The 15860-nt window shown below is 45.1% G+C and carries 17 protein-coding genes; 10 read left to right on the forward strand and 7 right to left on the reverse strand.

Features of this window, described 5'->3' with window-relative positions; genetic code table 11:
- Positions 1–6 precede the first annotated feature (6 nt).
- From argC to DLD82_RS06100, 5 genes are read left to right on the forward strand one after another with little or no spacing between them, the layout of a single operon-like run.
- Positions 7–993, forward strand: a complete 987-nt coding sequence (gene argC / locus DLD82_RS06080) for an N-acetyl-gamma-glutamyl-phosphate reductase (protein ID WP_109940223.1) — start codon at positions 7–9, stop codon at positions 991–993.
- A gap of 10 nt (positions 994–1003) precedes the next feature.
- Entirely contained in the window at positions 1004–1480 is a 477-nt protein-coding gene (locus DLD82_RS06085) for a CBS domain-containing protein (RefSeq protein ID WP_109940224.1), read from the forward strand.
- A gap of 1 nt (position 1481) precedes the next feature.
- Entirely contained in the window at positions 1482–2633 is a 1152-nt protein-coding gene (gene argJ / locus DLD82_RS06090; RefSeq protein ID WP_109940225.1) for a bifunctional glutamate N-acetyltransferase/amino-acid acetyltransferase ArgJ, read from the forward strand.
- A complete protein-coding gene (gene argB / locus DLD82_RS06095) occupies positions 2630–3514 on the forward strand; it encodes an acetylglutamate kinase (RefSeq protein WP_109940226.1) in 885 nt (294 codons plus the stop codon). The genes argJ and argB overlap by 4 nt, the downstream gene beginning before the upstream one ends.
- A 7-nt stretch (positions 3515–3521) precedes the next feature.
- Positions 3522–4691 carry a cytochrome c biogenesis CcdA family protein gene (locus tag DLD82_RS06100; protein ID WP_181391283.1) on the forward strand — a complete coding sequence of 390 codons (1170 nt, stop codon included), beginning with the start codon at positions 3522–3524 and terminating at the stop codon, positions 4689–4691.
- Between the two features lie 2 nt (positions 4692–4693).
- On the opposite strand, the gene DLD82_RS06105 is transcribed toward DLD82_RS06100, so the two are convergent.
- Positions 4694–4987 (reverse strand): chorismate mutase, encoded by a 294-nt coding sequence (locus tag DLD82_RS06105; RefSeq protein WP_109940228.1) that lies wholly within the window; start codon positions 4985–4987, stop codon positions 4694–4696.
- 177 nt (positions 4988–5164) lie between these two features.
- Here DLD82_RS06105 and DLD82_RS06110 point away from each other — a divergent pair, with 177 nt between their 5' ends.
- Entirely contained in the window at positions 5165–5575 is a 411-nt protein-coding gene (locus tag DLD82_RS06110) for a hypothetical protein (RefSeq protein WP_109940229.1), read from the forward strand.
- A gap of 472 nt (positions 5576–6047) precedes the next feature.
- On the opposite strand, the gene DLD82_RS06115 is transcribed toward DLD82_RS06110, so the two are convergent.
- A complete protein-coding gene (locus DLD82_RS06115; protein ID WP_219968305.1) occupies positions 6048–6434 on the reverse strand; it encodes a tetratricopeptide repeat protein in 387 nt (128 codons plus the stop codon).
- Between the two features lie 412 nt (positions 6435–6846).
- Positions 6847–7416, reverse strand: a complete 570-nt coding sequence (locus tag DLD82_RS06120) for a chemotaxis protein CheW (protein ID WP_109940231.1) — start codon at positions 7414–7416, stop codon at positions 6847–6849.
- A 361-nt stretch (positions 7417–7777) separates the two neighbouring features.
- On the opposite strand from DLD82_RS06120, the gene DLD82_RS06125 reads away from it, so the two are divergent.
- Both DLD82_RS06125 and DLD82_RS06130 read left to right on the forward strand, forming a co-directional pair.
- Positions 7778–8395, forward strand: a complete 618-nt coding sequence (locus DLD82_RS06125; RefSeq protein ID WP_181391284.1) for a zinc metalloprotease — start codon at positions 7778–7780, stop codon at positions 8393–8395.
- 97 nt (positions 8396–8492) lie between these two features.
- Positions 8493–9419 (forward strand): hypothetical protein, encoded by a 927-nt coding sequence (locus DLD82_RS06130; RefSeq protein WP_109940233.1) that lies wholly within the window; start codon positions 8493–8495, stop codon positions 9417–9419.
- Positions 9420–9428: 9 nt separating this feature from the next.
- On the opposite strand, the gene DLD82_RS06135 is transcribed toward DLD82_RS06130, so the two are convergent.
- The gene (locus DLD82_RS06135) at positions 9429–10016 is read right to left on the reverse strand and encodes a chemotaxis protein CheW (protein WP_181391285.1); all 588 of its coding nucleotides are present in this window, start codon (positions 10014–10016) and stop codon (positions 9429–9431) included.
- 172 nt (positions 10017–10188) lie between these two features.
- Here DLD82_RS06135 and DLD82_RS06140 point away from each other — a divergent pair, with 172 nt between their 5' ends.
- Together DLD82_RS06140 and hisD are read left to right on the forward strand one after the other, a co-directional pair.
- Entirely contained in the window at positions 10189–10725 is a 537-nt protein-coding gene (locus DLD82_RS06140; RefSeq protein ID WP_109940235.1) for a chemotaxis protein CheW, read from the forward strand.
- Positions 10726–10790: 65 nt separating this feature from the next.
- A complete protein-coding gene (hisD, locus tag DLD82_RS06145; protein WP_109940236.1) occupies positions 10791–12053 on the forward strand; it encodes a histidinol dehydrogenase in 1263 nt (420 codons plus the stop codon).
- Here the strand turns inward: hisD and brxD are convergent.
- From brxD to DLD82_RS06160, 3 genes are read right to left on the reverse strand one after another with little or no spacing between them, the layout of a single operon-like run.
- Positions 12043–13344 (reverse strand): BREX system ATP-binding protein BrxD, encoded by a 1302-nt coding sequence (gene brxD / locus DLD82_RS06150; RefSeq protein ID WP_245920384.1) that lies wholly within the window; start codon positions 13342–13344, stop codon positions 12043–12045. The genes hisD and brxD overlap by 11 nt on opposite strands.
- Positions 13331–15091, reverse strand: a complete 1761-nt coding sequence (locus DLD82_RS06155; protein ID WP_109940238.1) for a tetratricopeptide repeat protein — start codon at positions 15089–15091, stop codon at positions 13331–13333. Before DLD82_RS06155 ends, brxD begins: the two co-directional genes overlap by 14 nt.
- Entirely contained in the window at positions 15081–15785 is a 705-nt protein-coding gene (locus DLD82_RS06160; RefSeq protein WP_109940239.1) for a dolichyl-phosphate beta-glucosyltransferase, read from the reverse strand. Before DLD82_RS06160 ends, DLD82_RS06155 begins: the two co-directional genes overlap by 11 nt.
- Positions 15786–15860: the final 75 nt, after the last annotated feature.

Raw genomic sequence — 15860 nt, forward strand, 5'->3', positions numbered from 1 at the left:
TCTTCTATGAAAGCTGCAATCATCGGCGCTTCCGGATACACCGGTGGAGAACTGATCCGACTGATGCAATCACACCCTCATGTGACCATTGATGTTGCAACATCCAGGCAGCTGGCAGGCAGGCCAGTGACGTCCCAACATCCCCATCTCAAGGGTTTTTGTAATCTTACCTTTGAAAATCCGGATATATCTGCACTTGATACAGATATTGCGTTCCTCGCAGTACCACATACCGCTGCAATGGCATATGTTCCGGACCTGCTCGAACAGGGAATAAAAATAATAGACCTCTCTGCAGATTACCGTCTCCCAAAGGCAGTCTTTGAAGAAGTATACGGGACACCACATACCGCATGGAAGGATATTCCCTACGGGCTTTGTGAATTACATCGGGATGCTTGTAAAAATGCACCATTTGTCTCAAACCCCGGCTGCTTTCCGACCGGTGCTACCCTTGCAGCAGCGCCCCTGGCTGAAAAAGCACATACTGTCATCTATGACTCCAAAACCGGAGTGTCCGGTGCTGGTGACAGTCCGTCAGCAACAACCCATTTCCCAAATGTGGGGGATAATTTCACAGCATATAAACTGACCAGTCACCGCCACCTTGCCGAGATGAGACAGGAACTGGTCCACCTTGGATCACCGGCCCGGTGCTACTTCACCCCCCATCTCCTTCCGGTAAATCGGGGAATTCTCACCACAGCCCATATCCTGCTTGATGAACCAATCGAGCAGAAAGAGGTTGAGAAATTATACCAGGACTATTATAAAAACGAACCATTTGTCAGGTACCAGCGACCGTCCCTCAATTCAGTCAGAGGATCCAACTTCTGCGACCTGATGGTTGAAGCCTCAGAAAACCGGGTTGTAGCAGTGTCGGTTATTGATAACCTGGTAAAGGGAGCAAGTGGTCAGGCAATACAGAATATGAATCTTATGTGTGGATGGGACGAGACAACCGGGCTCATGACCCCGGGGATGCTTCCCTGACGGAGAAAATATGATTGTTCGTAATGCAATGACAAAAGACCCGGTGACCTGCCAGGCAGGCGACAAAATTGCCGATGTTGCCGGAGTAATGCGAAGCAGAAAGATAGGCGGAATCCCCATCCTTGAGGGAGATACACTCATCGGGATTGTTACCGAAACCGATATCATTCAGCTCCTTATGACAAAAGGACCTTCTGATGATCTCTGGCTCCCGTCCCCCCTTGAGATCATCGAACTCCCGGTCAGGGAATTCATCAACTGGGAACATACGAAAAAAGCCCTGACCGATATCAGACAGAAGAAGATAGCAGACATTATGAGTAAACCGGTGATCACCATCTCTCCAGATGATGACATCGAGACTGCAGCACAGAGGATGCTTGAGAAGAAGATTGACCGTCTCTGTGTTACAGAAAATAACAAACTTATTGGCATAATCACCCGTGAGGACATTGTCTGGTCTCTGGCGGGCGAGAAGGGTATGTAAGATGCAATCAATTTGTGCAATAGAGGGAGTAAAAGCTGCAGGGATCAAAGAAGGCAAATACGGCCTTGCACTTATCCAGGCGGAGGGAACCGCTGCAGCTGCATTTACCATGAATAAGGCGAGCGCAGCCCCCATCATCCTCATGCGTGAACGGATAAAAAAAGGGTACCTGACCGCTACGATAACAAACAGTGGCTGTGCAAATGCCCTTACCGGAAAACAGGGAATATCAGATGCCATGGAGATGGCTGCAATAACCGGAGAATATCTTGGTGTTGAGCCGGAGACTGTTGGTGTTGCAAGTACCGGGGTCATCAGCCGGTTCCTGAACCTGCCCCTTATCCGGGATCAGTGCTCACGCATTGCCCCGGCACTTACCCATAGTGCGGATGCAGAAATTGCTGCTGCCCGAGCAATTATGACTACCGACCTGACCGAGAAACATGCTCTGGTTGAAAAAGATGGGTTTGTTATCGGGGGAATCTGTAAAGGTTCAGGAATGATAGCCCCGAATATGGGTACCATGCTCGGGTATGTGTATACCGATGCAGAGATAAGCCAGCCCGATCTTCAGGAGGCACTGAAATCCGCTGTCCGGCGGAGTTTCAACCGGGTTGTTGTTGATGGTGACACCAGCACCAATGATGTAGTATTTCTCACCGCTACCGGAGCAGCAGGAAAAGTTCCAAAAGATGAGTTTGCAAAAGCGCTGGAGGAGTGCTGCACGATCCTTGGAAAACAGATCGCAAAGGATGGTGAGGGAGCAACAAAGATGATAGAGGTGGTTGTCAGAAATGCCCGGACCGAGGATGATGCTGAACTTGTTGCCCGGACGATTGTGGGGTCGCCTCTTGTTAAGACCGCAGTATACGGAGAAGATCCAAACTGGGGACGTATCGTTGCGGCAGCAGGAAGATCAGGTGCTGATATTGATCCCGAGATCGTCTCCTGCTGGATTGCAAACCGGAATATCAGGGCACAGGTATGCGACCGTGGCACCATTTCAGCCGACCTCACACAGGCAAAAGCTGCACTTTCAGGTAGTGAAGTAAGAATAGAACTGGACCTTGCCATGGGAAAAGAACAGGCAACGGCATGGGGCTGCGATCTCACGGAAAAATACGTGGAAATTAACGGGAAGTACACCACATGAAACGTGAAGATGTCCTGATGCAGGCTCTGCCCTACATCCAGAAATTCCATGGCAGGAGTATGGTCATCAAGCTTGGTGGTCATGCCATGGTTGACACTGATATCATGGATACCGTGATCAGGGACGTGGTCCTTCTCCAGCTGGTCGGGATCAAATGTGTCATTGTTCATGGGGGGGGTCCGGAGATCACCGAGAAGATGAAAGCGATGGGAAAAAAGCCACGCTTTGTATCCGGGCTTCGGATTACCGATGATGATACCCTTGAAGTTGCCCAGATGGTACTTGTCGGTAAGATAAACTCCAAGATCGTCTCACTTGTCTCCCGGGCAGGCGGAAGAGCTGTCGGGATATCCGGAAATGATGCAAACCTTATCATCGCTAAGAAGATGGAACGACAGAAGGTCAGGATTGACAACCATGAAGAAGAGGTAGACCTTGGACATGTCGGTGAGATAGAAGAGATTCGCCCGGCTGTCCTTCACACCCTTCTGGATAACCAGTTTATACCAGTAATCTCACCACTTGCTATCGACCGGAATGGCAATGACCTGAACATTAATGCAGATACCGCAGCCGGGGAACTTGCCATTGCCCTTGGTGCATACAAACTTATCAGTATGACTGACGTTGACGGGATCATGGACCGTGAACGGACAAAGGTCTTCCACCGGATGACTCCCCAGGATGCAGAGAATCTTATTGCATCGGGAGTGGTTTCAGAGGGAATGATTCCAAAAGTGCTTGCAGTCCTTCGTGCCCTTCAGGGAGGAGTCCCGTACGCACATATTATTAACGGCAACCTTGCTCATAATCTGATTATGGAACTCTTCACATCAGAAGGTGTGGGAACAATGATAACCGACCGGGATGACGAGGTGTAACTACAGATTGATCGGAAAAATTTCTTTTGCCTGCATTATAACCGTTTTTTTCTTTTTTATAACCGCAGCAGTGAGTGGTTCAGTGTACCTGAAAAACGGAACTGAAATCACAGAAGATAATGCCTATATCACAATTTTACAGGATCAAAATACCACTTCTGAAAATTTTTCCATTACGTTCTTTTATAACACCCATTGTGGGGCCTGCCACACTGCGATGTCCTATCTTGATGATTACCAGGAACTAAATCCAGGGGTTGTTATCTCATATTATGACCTTTTTAACAGTACGGAAAACAGGGAACTGTTTGAAGGGATAAAAAAGGAATACAACCGGCAATATGCCTCGGTCCCGATTATTTTCATGGGGAATGCTGTTCTTGAGGGGGCTGGTGCAATCAGGACAAACTTTGAGCCGCTGGTTTCCGGATATGCAGGAAAAAACTCACCCGGGTTTTCAAGTCCAACGCCTCAGGCAGTCATTTCACCTGTATCATCCGGACATGAGGGGATCAGTATCCCTCTCATTGTTGGAGCTGGGCTGCTTGATGGCATTAATCCCTGCGCATTTGCGGTTTTGGTAATTCTTCTGATTTACCTGATGAGTCTTGGCAGCAGGAAACAGATGATCCTGGCCGGAATTGTCTACTCATCCGCAGTGTTTTTCTTTTATTTCCTCTCCGGAGTGGGCCTGTTTACCATTATCCAGACAACCGGACTTGTAAAAGCCTTTTCATTTCTTGCTGCGGTATTCGCGATTATTGCCGGCATACTCATGATTAAGGATGCGTTCTATCCGGGGAAAGGGCCGTCACTTGCTATTCCGGAGGCCAGAAAAGGAACAATAAGCAGATATATTGAAAAATCATCCATTCCGTCCGCATTCATATTAGGTATCCTTGTCGGAATGTTTGAACTCCCATGCACCGGAGGGATTTACCTGGCTATTCTCTCGATGATCTCTCTCCGGATGGATATTGGTTCCGGTCTTGGATACCTCCTTATTTACAACCTGGCGTTTATTATCCCACTTCTTGTTATCATTGGCCTGGTTGCATGGGGATTACCACCGGAACGGGTAAACGAATTCAGAGTTGAACAAAGAAGAGTTATCAGGATTATAATCGGATGTGTGATGTTCTTCTTTGCTGCAATAATCCTGCTTGAATTATTCTGAATTCAATCAACCTTTTTTTCACGTGATTCCTCCTGGAAGTCCTCACTCATCCGGACCAGTAACTGAAATATCTCCTGCACTGATGCAGGATCCAGACCAAGACGTGAAGATTCCAATGCAGCCCGTTCAAGTACCACGTGAGCCTGGTCAGGAACCCTGACCGGAAGTCCCTGCCTTTCTTTTTCCCTGGCTATGTCCCGGACTATTTTCATTCTTTCCGCTATGAGACTGATTATGGCAAGGTCTTTTTCTTCAATGGAGTGACGAAGTTGGTCAAGTGACATCTTCAGTATCATTGGTGTTTGTGAGTAATAGGAGGAATGGATATACCAAAATGTTGGATATATTCTGGATCATTTACTTTGTCCATGGTTGATATCCAAAGTTAACGTTGCTATACCAACTCCATTTCAAACTCTTCCACGAAGCAGACTCTCATCTTTTTTTGATTGTTAAAACCTAATCTGATAAGAATGAACAGGAATATCAGAATTATCCTTTACGGAATTATTGTATGGCTAATCCCTTTCCTTGTTGCAATACCCTTCTATTCGCCGGATGGAACAATACAGGTAAGTGATCAGCTTTTTAAAAGTATCATGATTGTAACCGGATCCATTGTCGGGGCATATCTCCTCATCAGGCTTTTTTCCGATATCCAGGAGAAATTTATCCAAACAGGCTGGATAATCGGGGGGATATGGCTGATTATAAACTGGTTTTTGGATGCTGTTATCCTCCTTCCGCTAAACGGCATGGACCCGGCCACATATTTCAGCCAGATAGGACTGCGATACCTGATGATCCCGGTAATGAGCATTATGGGAGGATATATTGGAGAAAATGCAAAAAAGGGAAGAATTGATCCCTCTGCATACCATTGAATCACGAACCGGTCATGAAATATCCTCAATTCGGGGGTTTTTTCCAAAAATATATGTCTGAAAATATGGCCCCTCAAAATAAGGGAAAAATAAAGCCTAAATGATGGAAATCGCACAGAATGCCCTCTTATAGCCTCACGCTATTGGACCTATTTAAAGGGGGTTATCCTACCCTCACTGAGTATGAGATCCGGCAATACCGTCCCACCACAAAGGCGTCTGGAATTCGCCTTTTTGTCCCCCAATTAAGAAAAAACGCACTATATGAAAAAATACTCGGATTTAAAGCAAGAAATGGTGGTTCCAAGTTTTAAATAATCGACCCCGGTATCTTTATCAAAAATAATACAACGATTTCCCTCGACCATGGCTCTCTTTGAAGCATCCGGAAATTATGAATCCAGCGATTCTGGAAAATAGAGAGGAAAAGATACAGGTTTACATAAAAAGGGAGACAGTATACATCAGAAAATCATATCCTCCTGCGAGACAGGGATGTACTCATTGCCAGAGAAATACCCTTTCTGATACAGGAATATCCTTCATCATTATATCCGGTCTTACAAAGGGTCAACCCCTTATTATACCAGATCTCTGCATTATATGGATCGTAATCCAAAGCTTTGCCATACCAGAGCAGTGCCTCTTCATGATTCCCCATACATGAAAAGACATCTGCAATACCCTGAAGAGCCTTAGTATTATTCGGTTCTTTTTCAACAATTTTCTGGTATAACCGGAGGGCATTATCAAATTCCCCGTTCATCTGGCATTCACAGGCCATATAAAAGACTGACCCGGGTACCGGATTAATAATGTCAGATATTCGTTCGTATGTAGTCTTTCCCTCTGTTCCCATTGTAATCATTTCCTAGATAAACGAATCCGGGAGATATTACCCCAAGACGCTTAACACACACAATAATACCATGTAATTCCCATAAACCCCGGTTCTCCGGCAGTCAAAGGTTTTTGTGAAAACAACATACATCCCTTTTACGAATCTCTTGTCCATAAAGTACCACAAAATGAATGCGGAATTGTTTTCACATTTTTTAAATCTTGAGGTAATTGAGAGTTAATTTAATTAGAGTATATAAATATGCCAATCAGAAATGCAAAGCAGTAATGCTATGCATAAAAAAATAAAAAACAAAGAATGGAAATTTTTTAGAAGAGAATTATAGGAGTTATCCAGGAAAATCCAGACTTGTTATTCGGAAAATTTCCCCGGAACAGAAACCTTCAATTACAAACCTTTCTCATCAGATTCAGAGATCTGATTCGATTTTTGTGATCATCGTCCTGATATCAAGCCAGACGATTAGACCACTTTTATCCTTTTCTCCGGCAACTTTTGTTTTCTTTCTGATGACACCGAGAATATCCCGGTGAGATTTTTGTGAGGCCGAATTATCTTTATCAATATCTTCCTGGCTGTATGTCGTAACTGAAAACACATCGTCAACCAGAATACCAATGGGTTTTTCGGTAATTGATCGATCTAATACAATTATTCTTGATTTTTTCTTTCCGGATGCTTCGGTTGTAATATGCATCAGATCTTTAAGATCAATGATAGTTGTAATCATACCCCGAAGATCAATGATTCCCTTAAGATATGAGGGAGTACTGGGAAGTGGAGTTACCTCTGTCTGGGTAATTACTTCACGGGTATCAAAGAGATCTATTGCAAAAAGTTCATTCCCTAAGACAAATTCAACAACCTGGATGGTACCAGCCCCTTTCGTCCTTATCCTTGACGCTATATGAACCGGCGACTGAACAACAGAACTTTCGTCTTCAATTGTTGCCTGGGCCTCAACACTATAAGTTGCCATGATGATCCTCTTAGTTAATACTGATACTTATTCTGTAGAGCCTTAAACTTACTCCTGTGCTCGGTAATAATTCATTGACAAATACCAAAGGGTGATCCTTTGCATCTACTGAACATTCCAATAACCATCTAATTAGCGATAAATGCCACAATTTTGAGGTTTTTGGCAAGATCTAGACGAATTCGACTGGAAATAGAGGGGTCTTGAAGCAAACTCCATATTCCGGACAATTGATGATATGAGTTTCAAAAGTTAGTCTAATTGCGCTTTTTTAAAAAACCTCTGATCAAAAGACTCAAGAAGAGAGGATCATACGTTCCATCCGTCAAACCATTGTATAATTGGAACAAATATCTTACCCATGCAAATATGGGATCAAATACCCCTTCGTGAAAGAAGAGATCTACTTGTCGCATGGCTGGCCCTTTCTGCGGCATTTACCCTGGCAATGGTCTGGGGACAACGATTAGACCCGCTTATTATCGGCCAGTTCTTTGTTATTTCTCTTGTAACCGCCGGAATTGCGTTCATCATTCATGAAATGGCGCACAAATTCACTGCAATGAAGTACGGATACTGGGCAGAGTTCCAGATGAATAGTATGATGCTGGTTGTCGCAGTTGCCATGGCCGCACTTGCAGGTATTGTATTTGCAGCTCCTGGGGCAACAATGATTTATGGGAACCAGATCTCCCGTGAAGAGAACGGGAAAATTTCTCTTGCAGGCCCGGTTAGTAACCTACTTCTCATAATACCATTCGCAGCGTTGGCATTTTTAGGGCATACTCCGGGACTGTACCTTCTTGCCATCATCGGAGTTGTGGGAATAAAAATAAACGCAATGATTGCTGCATTCAATCTTCTGCCTATCGGCCCCCTTGACGGTGCAAAAATTCTCGCATGGAACCCGGCTGTTTTTGCAGGAGTTTTTCTGATAGCCTTTGGAATTCTCTTTGGTTCATTAAGCGGATTCTTTTAATTTCAAACAGATTTCCACCCGGATTCGTCAAAACCCGGGTGACTACTCTTTTCACCCAGCAAACATATCAGGTATCAGGCTGAGGTATGTGCTATCCATGGTACTGGAAGAAGAGATCTGGTTTTCATCAGAAGGAGAGGCACAGGAATGTTCCCGTATCTTTAGAAAGATGAATATTTCAGCCCATATCAGAACAAAGGTAGAGCTTGAAAACATGGTTCAATATAAAGCACCCTATTCTGCATTAAAAGGAATAATAGAAGAGGAAATTGAGAGGATACGAAGTGCAGAAGACGATGATGTGGAAGAACTCACCGAATCATATCAGGAAATGTGCGATTATCTGAAAACTATTCATGACCTGATGGAAAAGACATTTACAGAAAAATCACCGGGGGACCACATCGGAACAACCGTCTATGACTTCTTCATCAAAGAAGGAAAAATGCCGGAAGATGAAGAGTCAATGGTTGCTTTTTTTCATGAAGCCGTCCTCATCCGGGTTTTAGAGCTCAACAATTTAATAGATATCAATGAAGAAGGGATGACTCTTGCCAGAACCATCTCCCCGGATGACGCACAGATGGTGATATTTGAAGATGAGATACCCCCATTGAGGGAAGAAGCCCTCCAGAAATGGAATATTCAGAGAAGTCTTGAATCAAAAGATATCCTCTCATACATTGTAACAACCAGCCCGGATATTGTATTCCTCGAAGACCTGACCGAACTGGAAAATTTCTTTGAACGAATTGAATATGATCCTGAAAACTTGTCTTTCTTCGTCAACTTACAGGTAAAACAGGTATTGGTGGCTGAGATAATCAGCATGATTCAAAAGACAGGGAAAAATACCCGGGAGCAGTTGATCGTAGAATTTATACACTATGAATTCCCGATTCATGACGAAATGATGGGTATTGGCCTGCACCTTTCACAAGATTTCATCGGAGGAGTTCTTGATGACCTGAAAAAAACAGGAATCCTGAAGGGTAAGGATTCCAAACTGAAAGTCATAATATAAGATACAATTTTATTTTTTCGCATTTTTCCTGTATTCATCCGAAAGCAGGTACTCCGGATTAAACAATGCAGTCAGTCGGAATGTTATCGTGTCAGACTGTCCGTCATCAGTAATAGTCCGGATAAGATCTTCAAAATCTATCCAGACAAGATCATCATTACCTGCAGCATACTGTCTCCCGTTCTGGTGCAAAAAGGTATCAAGAGAACATTTCAAAAAGCCAAGCATGAAATTATTCTGAATCTTTGTATCAGACCGGTCCAGAAGATTCACGACAGAATCCGGAACTTCCATGATGCCATAGACATCATCCACCAGCATCCCGAACCTTGTTGCACTCTGATTTTCAGGAACGAATACGATTATTTTCTTTTTTAACCCTTCTTTAGCCAGAGGGATAATCTTCCGGATATCAATAACCTTGACAACTTCTTCCCTGATGTGAATGATTCCGGGAATAAAATCCGGTGCCCCGGGGAGAGGAATTTTTACCTGGTCCTGAACAATTTCACGGATATAAGAAACCTGGGCCCCATACAGTCCTTCTCCCAATGCAAATAATAATAACCGGTGAATGATTTCCTTATCTGCAGGCATCAGTTCCATTCTCCAAAGGATAATACAGACGAATCAGCCGGGAACGGTCTGACTCTTGCATTTATCGTATGAACAGTATAAGAGATAGGATTTTGCATCATATGCGGGCGATGATCGAAGAATTTGAATAGGGGGAACTCTGAAGATAACATCAACAAAAGACCGGATTATCATGCAGGACCATCTGACGCTTATTGAGATACTATTAGGAAGAGACCGTTATCTTATTGATGGTGATATGATCGATAAGTTTGTCAGACCACTAAAAACAATGTCAGTGTATGATGCTCCTCCCTATATTGAAGGGATGGCAAAATGGGGTGATGAGATGATCCCGGTCATAAATATCGCTCCACTTCTCGGGATGGAACGGGATGAATCGAGCAAACAACGAACGCTCATTGTTCATAAGGGATCAGTGAGTGAACATGAGATGGCTGTTTCGGTTGATGACGTATTCAATGTCCGGACCGTTCTACCCGGAGATATCATGCCTGCAGATATTTCAGCCTGCGAAGGGATGGAAGAATACGTAAAAGGATTAATCCGCCTGAAAATTGTGACCGATGAGAACGAGGAAGAAATTCTTCTTTTATACCTGAACCTCTATAAGATGCTTACTGACTTATTGCGGGGCAGAATTGCGCGGCCATCTCCGGATTTTTATATCTGGAGATGGGATTCCACAGATAAAACAAAAACAGTCTGATATCCGGTCAGGTGTCCAGTCAGTCTGACAACCCATTTTTTTAAAGCCATGCCTATGTACTACCCATGAACTGGAGTCCGGTAGAACTGGAGGACTGGCTGATACGACAGAAAAGCACCCTTGATGAAGTCAGAGGTTCTGTTGAGACGATAATAAATGAGGTAAGGACTCGCGGGGACGCAGCACTACTGGATTATGCTGAAAAATTTGACGGGGTAAGACCTGATGCCGTCAAAATGAGTAATGCTGACAGAGATGCTGCATACGAAGTTGTTTCGCCGGATGTTGCTGAAGCTCTTTCTGAAGCATATGCAAGAATTAGCCGGTTTCACGAACTCCAGCGTCGTGATGATCTCTGGCTGGTCTCAACCGAACCCGGCATCACCCTTGGAGTAAAAACCACTCCGCTTTCCCGGGTCGGGATATATGTTCCCGGAGGGCGTGCTTCTTACCCGTCAACCGTTCTGATGTGTGCAGTTCCGGCAAAGGTAGCCGGTGTTGAGAAGGTTATCTGCTGCACTCCGCCACCGGTAAATCCACTGACGGTTGTTGCCTGCGATATCGCTGATGTTGATGACATCTATCTTACCGGTGGTGCACAGGCAATTGCTGCAATGACCTACGGAACTGAGAGCATTCAGCCGGTGGAGAAGATAGTAGGACCAGGAAACAGGTATGTTACCGCTGCAAAGATGATGGTCAGAGAACAGGTGGAGATAGACTTTCCTGCCGGACCATCAGAGATAGCCATCATTGCTGATGAAAGTGCAAAACCTGATTTCATCGCAGCGGATATCATCGCCCAGTCAGAACATGATCCCTTATCTGCATCAATTCTCATAACCACCAGTGAAAAACTGGCTGGTGAAGTGGGAAGATATGTAAAGAAACTTGCCGGAGAAGCAGACCGGAAAGAGATAATCAGGCAGTCCCTCTCAAGGTCAGGATATCTTATCGTGAAAGATCCTATGGAAGCAGCGGATGCATCCAATATCATAGCGCCTGAACACCTCGCAATTCAGGTCACCGATCCGTTGTCACTCATGGGAAGAATAAAAAATGCAGGATCTATCTTTGTCGGGCCATATGCAGCAGTTGCCTGTGGGGACTATGCATCAGGAACAAACCATGTCCTCCCGACCGCAGGAAATGCCCGGTATTATTCAGGTCTGAATGTGGCACATTTCACCAAAACATCAACCATCCAGATGATTGAAAAACAGGGACTTGAAGAGATTGGAGATATTGTTGAAACCATTGCAGATGCTGAGGGACTGACTGCCCATGCTGACTCGATCCGGATCCGGAGAAAAAAACCTACCAACTGATCCGGATTACCGCTTTTTCTTCTTCCGTAAGTACCGGCCCGAGTGATTCCGGACTGATATCATACCCGGCCATGGGATCAAAATCTGGATAGAGATCGCACTTATCCAGGATATCCACAAATTCACGAAGGAATATCCTGGGCATAACATCAATTCTTCCACCGAAATGGCTGCAGATACGTTCGACCATGGTCCGGATAAACCGGTGGGATATCCTGTTTCTGTCAACTTCGCCATATGCAGAAGCATAGACACCCGTCACCCGGAGAGCGACCTCCTCCAGTTTTCTGGCGTCAAAAGATTTCAGTACTATCTGTGTCTGTCTCGGGTTGGGAAATCCTGCATGTTCCGGGACCATACCTATCCGTTCATACAGCGGGGGGACTGATTTCATACCCCGTGCCCCGTCATATAGAAGCGGTGTTCCTCCGATTATAATGAACCAGTGCGGAAGAAGGCCACCGTCAAGTGCATCAATAATCTGAACCAGGTTTCGATATCCCCGGTCACGAAGGTTCCGGGGAAGACTCTGGGTAATTTCAAGTTCATCAAGAGCAAGGGCACATCCAAGGTATCCGGCACCCCGTGCGACAAGGGATACAACCTGCATGAACGATAGAACCGAACCATCATCAACCCCGCCCCTGATACCTGCCTGCTGTTTTACCCCCCGCCCAACCTGGGATTCTCCGGCCAGCCACCCGATTGCCGCCTGTGCGGTCTTGAAATCACCTGCATCTGATGCCTGGTAATATGTCCGGATCATTGCTGCAAGAGAGGAATGGATTTCACTGATATCAGAAAGGGCATGTTCCACCTCTTTTAAAACAAGACTGTCGATTAAACCCTGATCATTCAAAGAACCAGCATCCCGGTTCCGGACCCGTTCTTCTATTGCAAATAACCAGCCGTCAATTAAAGAGCGAAGGGCATTTTCCTCACCTCCCGCAACAAGAGAGGTCATCATCCGGGTGTATATCGTACTCAACTTATACAGGGGGTTTGTAGGTGATAGCGGAACACGTGCGGTTACAAACCCTTCTTCCCGGGCAATTTCAAGAGCTCTGGATATCAGAAATGTTTTTCCGGAGCCGTATTCACCACGGACTGCCTTAATATCAGCCCCGGATCGTGCAACCAGTCTGAGTTGATCACGAATTGCCTGCTCTTCTGATTCCAGACCAACAGCAAATCTTGAAAGGCCCTGTGCAGGGACGGTGCCTCTTCGTAAGGCATTGATTATCCCGATACTTTCCAGCACAACCGGCTCTACCGGTTCAGGGACCTGCATACCGATATACCTCTCCTGATTCAGTTATGCCTTCTTTCATAAGTATCTGCCACCCGCCTGCAGAGGTTTTTCGCATCAGGCGGTTCATCAGACCTGCTATCCGCTTTGTCCCACAAACAGTACGGAGCTCTAATTCAGAACACACCAGATGTCGTCTCATATACTGGAGCACCGCTTCTTCAGCAGATGTAAGACCGGGAATTGTGAGACTTCTGCTGAAATTACTCTTCTCCTGCTCCGGATTATCGAAGGTATATCTGACCGGAAGTCCGGGTGTTTTACAGGACATCAGGAGAGAGAACAGGTGATCAGCCATTTTCTTCTCCTGAGCAGGCACATGTGCAAGGGCTTTCAGGCACAGAATCATTCCTTCTCCGTATCGTCCATTTTTCAACTCCTCTGATGCAAGAAGACCAGCAACCTGGCAAAAGATTCTTTTTCCGCGGGTTGAAGAGACGGGAAGACATTTCTGAAATTTATCATGGAGAAAATGGAGCAGATTTACATTTTCAGAGATGTTTTCAAGAGCAGATGCAGCGACAAACTCAAGGTCTCGTACCTTTCCGGTATTTTTCAGGATATAGGTGATTATTTTTTCCCATTCACGCATGTTCCCCGTCCTTTCCAGGTACGCAGCATATAATAGACCTCCCTTTACTATGTCTGACCGGAATGCTTTCTGAAAATACTGATGGGCAAGATCATGCCTGCCTGTTCTTTCTGCGCAAAGACCTGCAAAGGCTGCATAGGAGGGATGAAGAACCTGCCCGGCTTTTTCCATCAGATCCTCTTCTGACTGATGATTTAACCTGACAATTTCTAAATATTCATTCAGCCACCTCATAATGTCATCTGCGGATGCTACAGGAGGATCCGGAAAGAGCACTGACTTATAGATCTCTTCCGCACGGGGTAATTCACCAAGCCTCAACAGTGAAGAGCAGATAAGAGTCCGGACACCAGGATCAGTTATCCCTGACAGGTATGTTGAACAGACCCCTGCTGCTTCTCTATCCCGCTTTTGCACCTGTAACAACCGGACATACTCTACAATAACCGGTATTGTGCCGGTCCTGGCAATCCGGGGAAGGATAACAGAATCAGCCTTCTCCGGTGAAAGGCCTGTAATGGCTCTGACGAGAAGAACAAATTCATCATCAGAGGGATTTTTTTCCGGATTGATTTCAGAAAAGATCTCTTCAACTCTTCCTGCTTCAGATAATGCCCGCAGGTATTCAGGACGGCAGCAGGAAGGACGGTTGTTATGCAAATATAATTGGATAGCCTCTTCAGGGTTTTCATTGCGAAGATGGGCATCCATTAACCTGCATAGATCGCGTGAGTTTTCAGAAAGAGTATACAGCCGGTTTAAAACTGGTATTGCTGCAGAATAATCTTCCTGTGACATTACATATTCAGCATACCATAAGAGTCCGTCCCGGTTATCCGGGTCAAGACAGACCGCATCTGAAAATACTGCCCGCGCCTCATCGTCACCCCGTTCTTTTAGTATCCGGCCAAGATAGATACAGACTTCAGCAGAATCAGGAACCGTAACCCGGAGATCACGAAGGCAGACCTCCGCATCATCAATGGATCCGGTCTCGATAAGAGAGACTGCTTCAAGAATCCTTATCGGAACATCTCTCTCTCCTGGAGAAAGACCATGAATAAAACCAAGACATTCAGTATAATGTCCCTTTTCAAACAGACCAAGTGCTTTTTTGTGTATCTGTTCAGGAATCATGTGGCAGGGTATGAGTCCTTATCCGTAGGAGTGTTGCCAACATTGCGATGGTATCAGATAGTCTGAGCCGTGAATCCAGCGTGTCATTCCATATAACCGGAACTTCAATGAGTGAATATCCCCGTTTTTTTAACTGCCATAACAGTTCCACATCAAACTCGAAGCCTCTGCAGTGGAGATGGGGAAGAACTGTATAAATTGCCTCTTTTCGGAATAATTTTGCCCCGCATTGGGTATCGTGGAAAGGAAGACCGAACATCAGGCGGATAAGGCCATTAAATGCCCGACTCTGAATTCTCCTGTATAGTGGCTGTTTCCGGTGAATCACCTGACCGGGGAGATGACGTGAACCGATGATGCCGTCATGATGGCCGATGAGACTGCATAGCCTTATTAATTCTGAAACTGACGTGGAATTATCTGCATCCATAAAGCCAATCAGAGGTGCTGATGCCTTTTTAAAACCAGTATACACCCCTCCTCCTTTTCCAAGCCGGTGAGGAAAAGAGTAACATTGGATATTTAATTCATCGTGTGTTTCGGCATAGTTCCGGATTATAAAATCTGTATTGTCATCTCCATCGCAGATAAAAATATATTCAATTTCCGGATTGGTCAATCCTTCAAGAAGGGGTGAGATCCGGGTTTCTTCATTATATGCAGGGATAACGATGCTAAAAGATGGCTCTGTCATTGATGGTTTTCAAATTAATACGTTACCTTAACTGTTTCAGTGGATATCCTCATATGTGTTCCCCATTATGAACGG

The sequence above is a fragment of the Methanospirillum stamsii genome, assembly GCF_003173335.1.
GTDB classification, from domain to species: Archaea; Halobacteriota; Methanomicrobia; order Methanomicrobiales; family Methanospirillaceae; genus Methanospirillum; species Methanospirillum stamsii.

Coding starts and splice junctions, on each gene's coding strand:
- argC (WP_109940223.1), top strand. CDS start 7: ATGAAAGCTGCAATCATCGGCGCTTCCGGATACACCGGTGGAGAACTG.
- DLD82_RS06085 (WP_109940224.1), top strand. CDS start 1,004: ATGATTGTTCGTAATGCAATGACAAAAGACCCGGTGACCTGCCAGGCA.
- argJ (WP_109940225.1), top strand. CDS start 1,482: ATGCAATCAATTTGTGCAATAGAGGGAGTAAAAGCTGCAGGGATCAAA.
- argB (WP_109940226.1), top strand. CDS start 2,630: ATGAAACGTGAAGATGTCCTGATGCAGGCTCTGCCCTACATCCAGAAA.
- DLD82_RS06105 (WP_109940228.1), bottom strand. CDS start 4,987: ATGATACTGAAGATGTCACTTGACCAACTTCGTCACTCCATTGAAGAA.
- DLD82_RS06110 (WP_109940229.1), top strand. CDS start 5,165: ATGAACAGGAATATCAGAATTATCCTTTACGGAATTATTGTATGGCTA.
- DLD82_RS06115 (WP_219968305.1), bottom strand. CDS start 6,434: ATGGGAACAGAGGGAAAGACTACATACGAACGAATATCTGACATTATT.
- DLD82_RS06120 (WP_109940231.1), bottom strand. CDS start 7,416: ATGGCAACTTATAGTGTTGAGGCCCAGGCAACAATTGAAGACGAAAGT.
- DLD82_RS06125 (WP_181391284.1), top strand. CDS start 7,778: ATGCAAATATGGGATCAAATACCCCTTCGTGAAAGAAGAGATCTACTT.
- DLD82_RS06130 (WP_109940233.1), top strand. CDS start 8,493: ATGGTACTGGAAGAAGAGATCTGGTTTTCATCAGAAGGAGAGGCACAG.
- DLD82_RS06135 (WP_181391285.1), bottom strand. CDS start 10,016: ATGCCTGCAGATAAGGAAATCATTCACCGGTTATTATTATTTGCATTG.
- DLD82_RS06140 (WP_109940235.1), top strand. CDS start 10,189: ATGCAGGACCATCTGACGCTTATTGAGATACTATTAGGAAGAGACCGT.
- hisD (WP_109940236.1), top strand. CDS start 10,791: ATGAACTGGAGTCCGGTAGAACTGGAGGACTGGCTGATACGACAGAAA.
- brxD (WP_245920384.1), bottom strand. CDS start 13,344: ATGCAGGTCCCTGAACCGGTAGAGCCGGTTGTGCTGGAAAGTATCGGG.
- DLD82_RS06155 (WP_109940238.1), bottom strand. CDS start 15,091: ATGATTCCTGAACAGATACACAAAAAAGCACTTGGTCTGTTTGAAAAG.
- DLD82_RS06160 (WP_109940239.1), bottom strand. CDS start 15,785: ATGACAGAGCCATCTTTTAGCATCGTTATCCCTGCATATAATGAAGAA.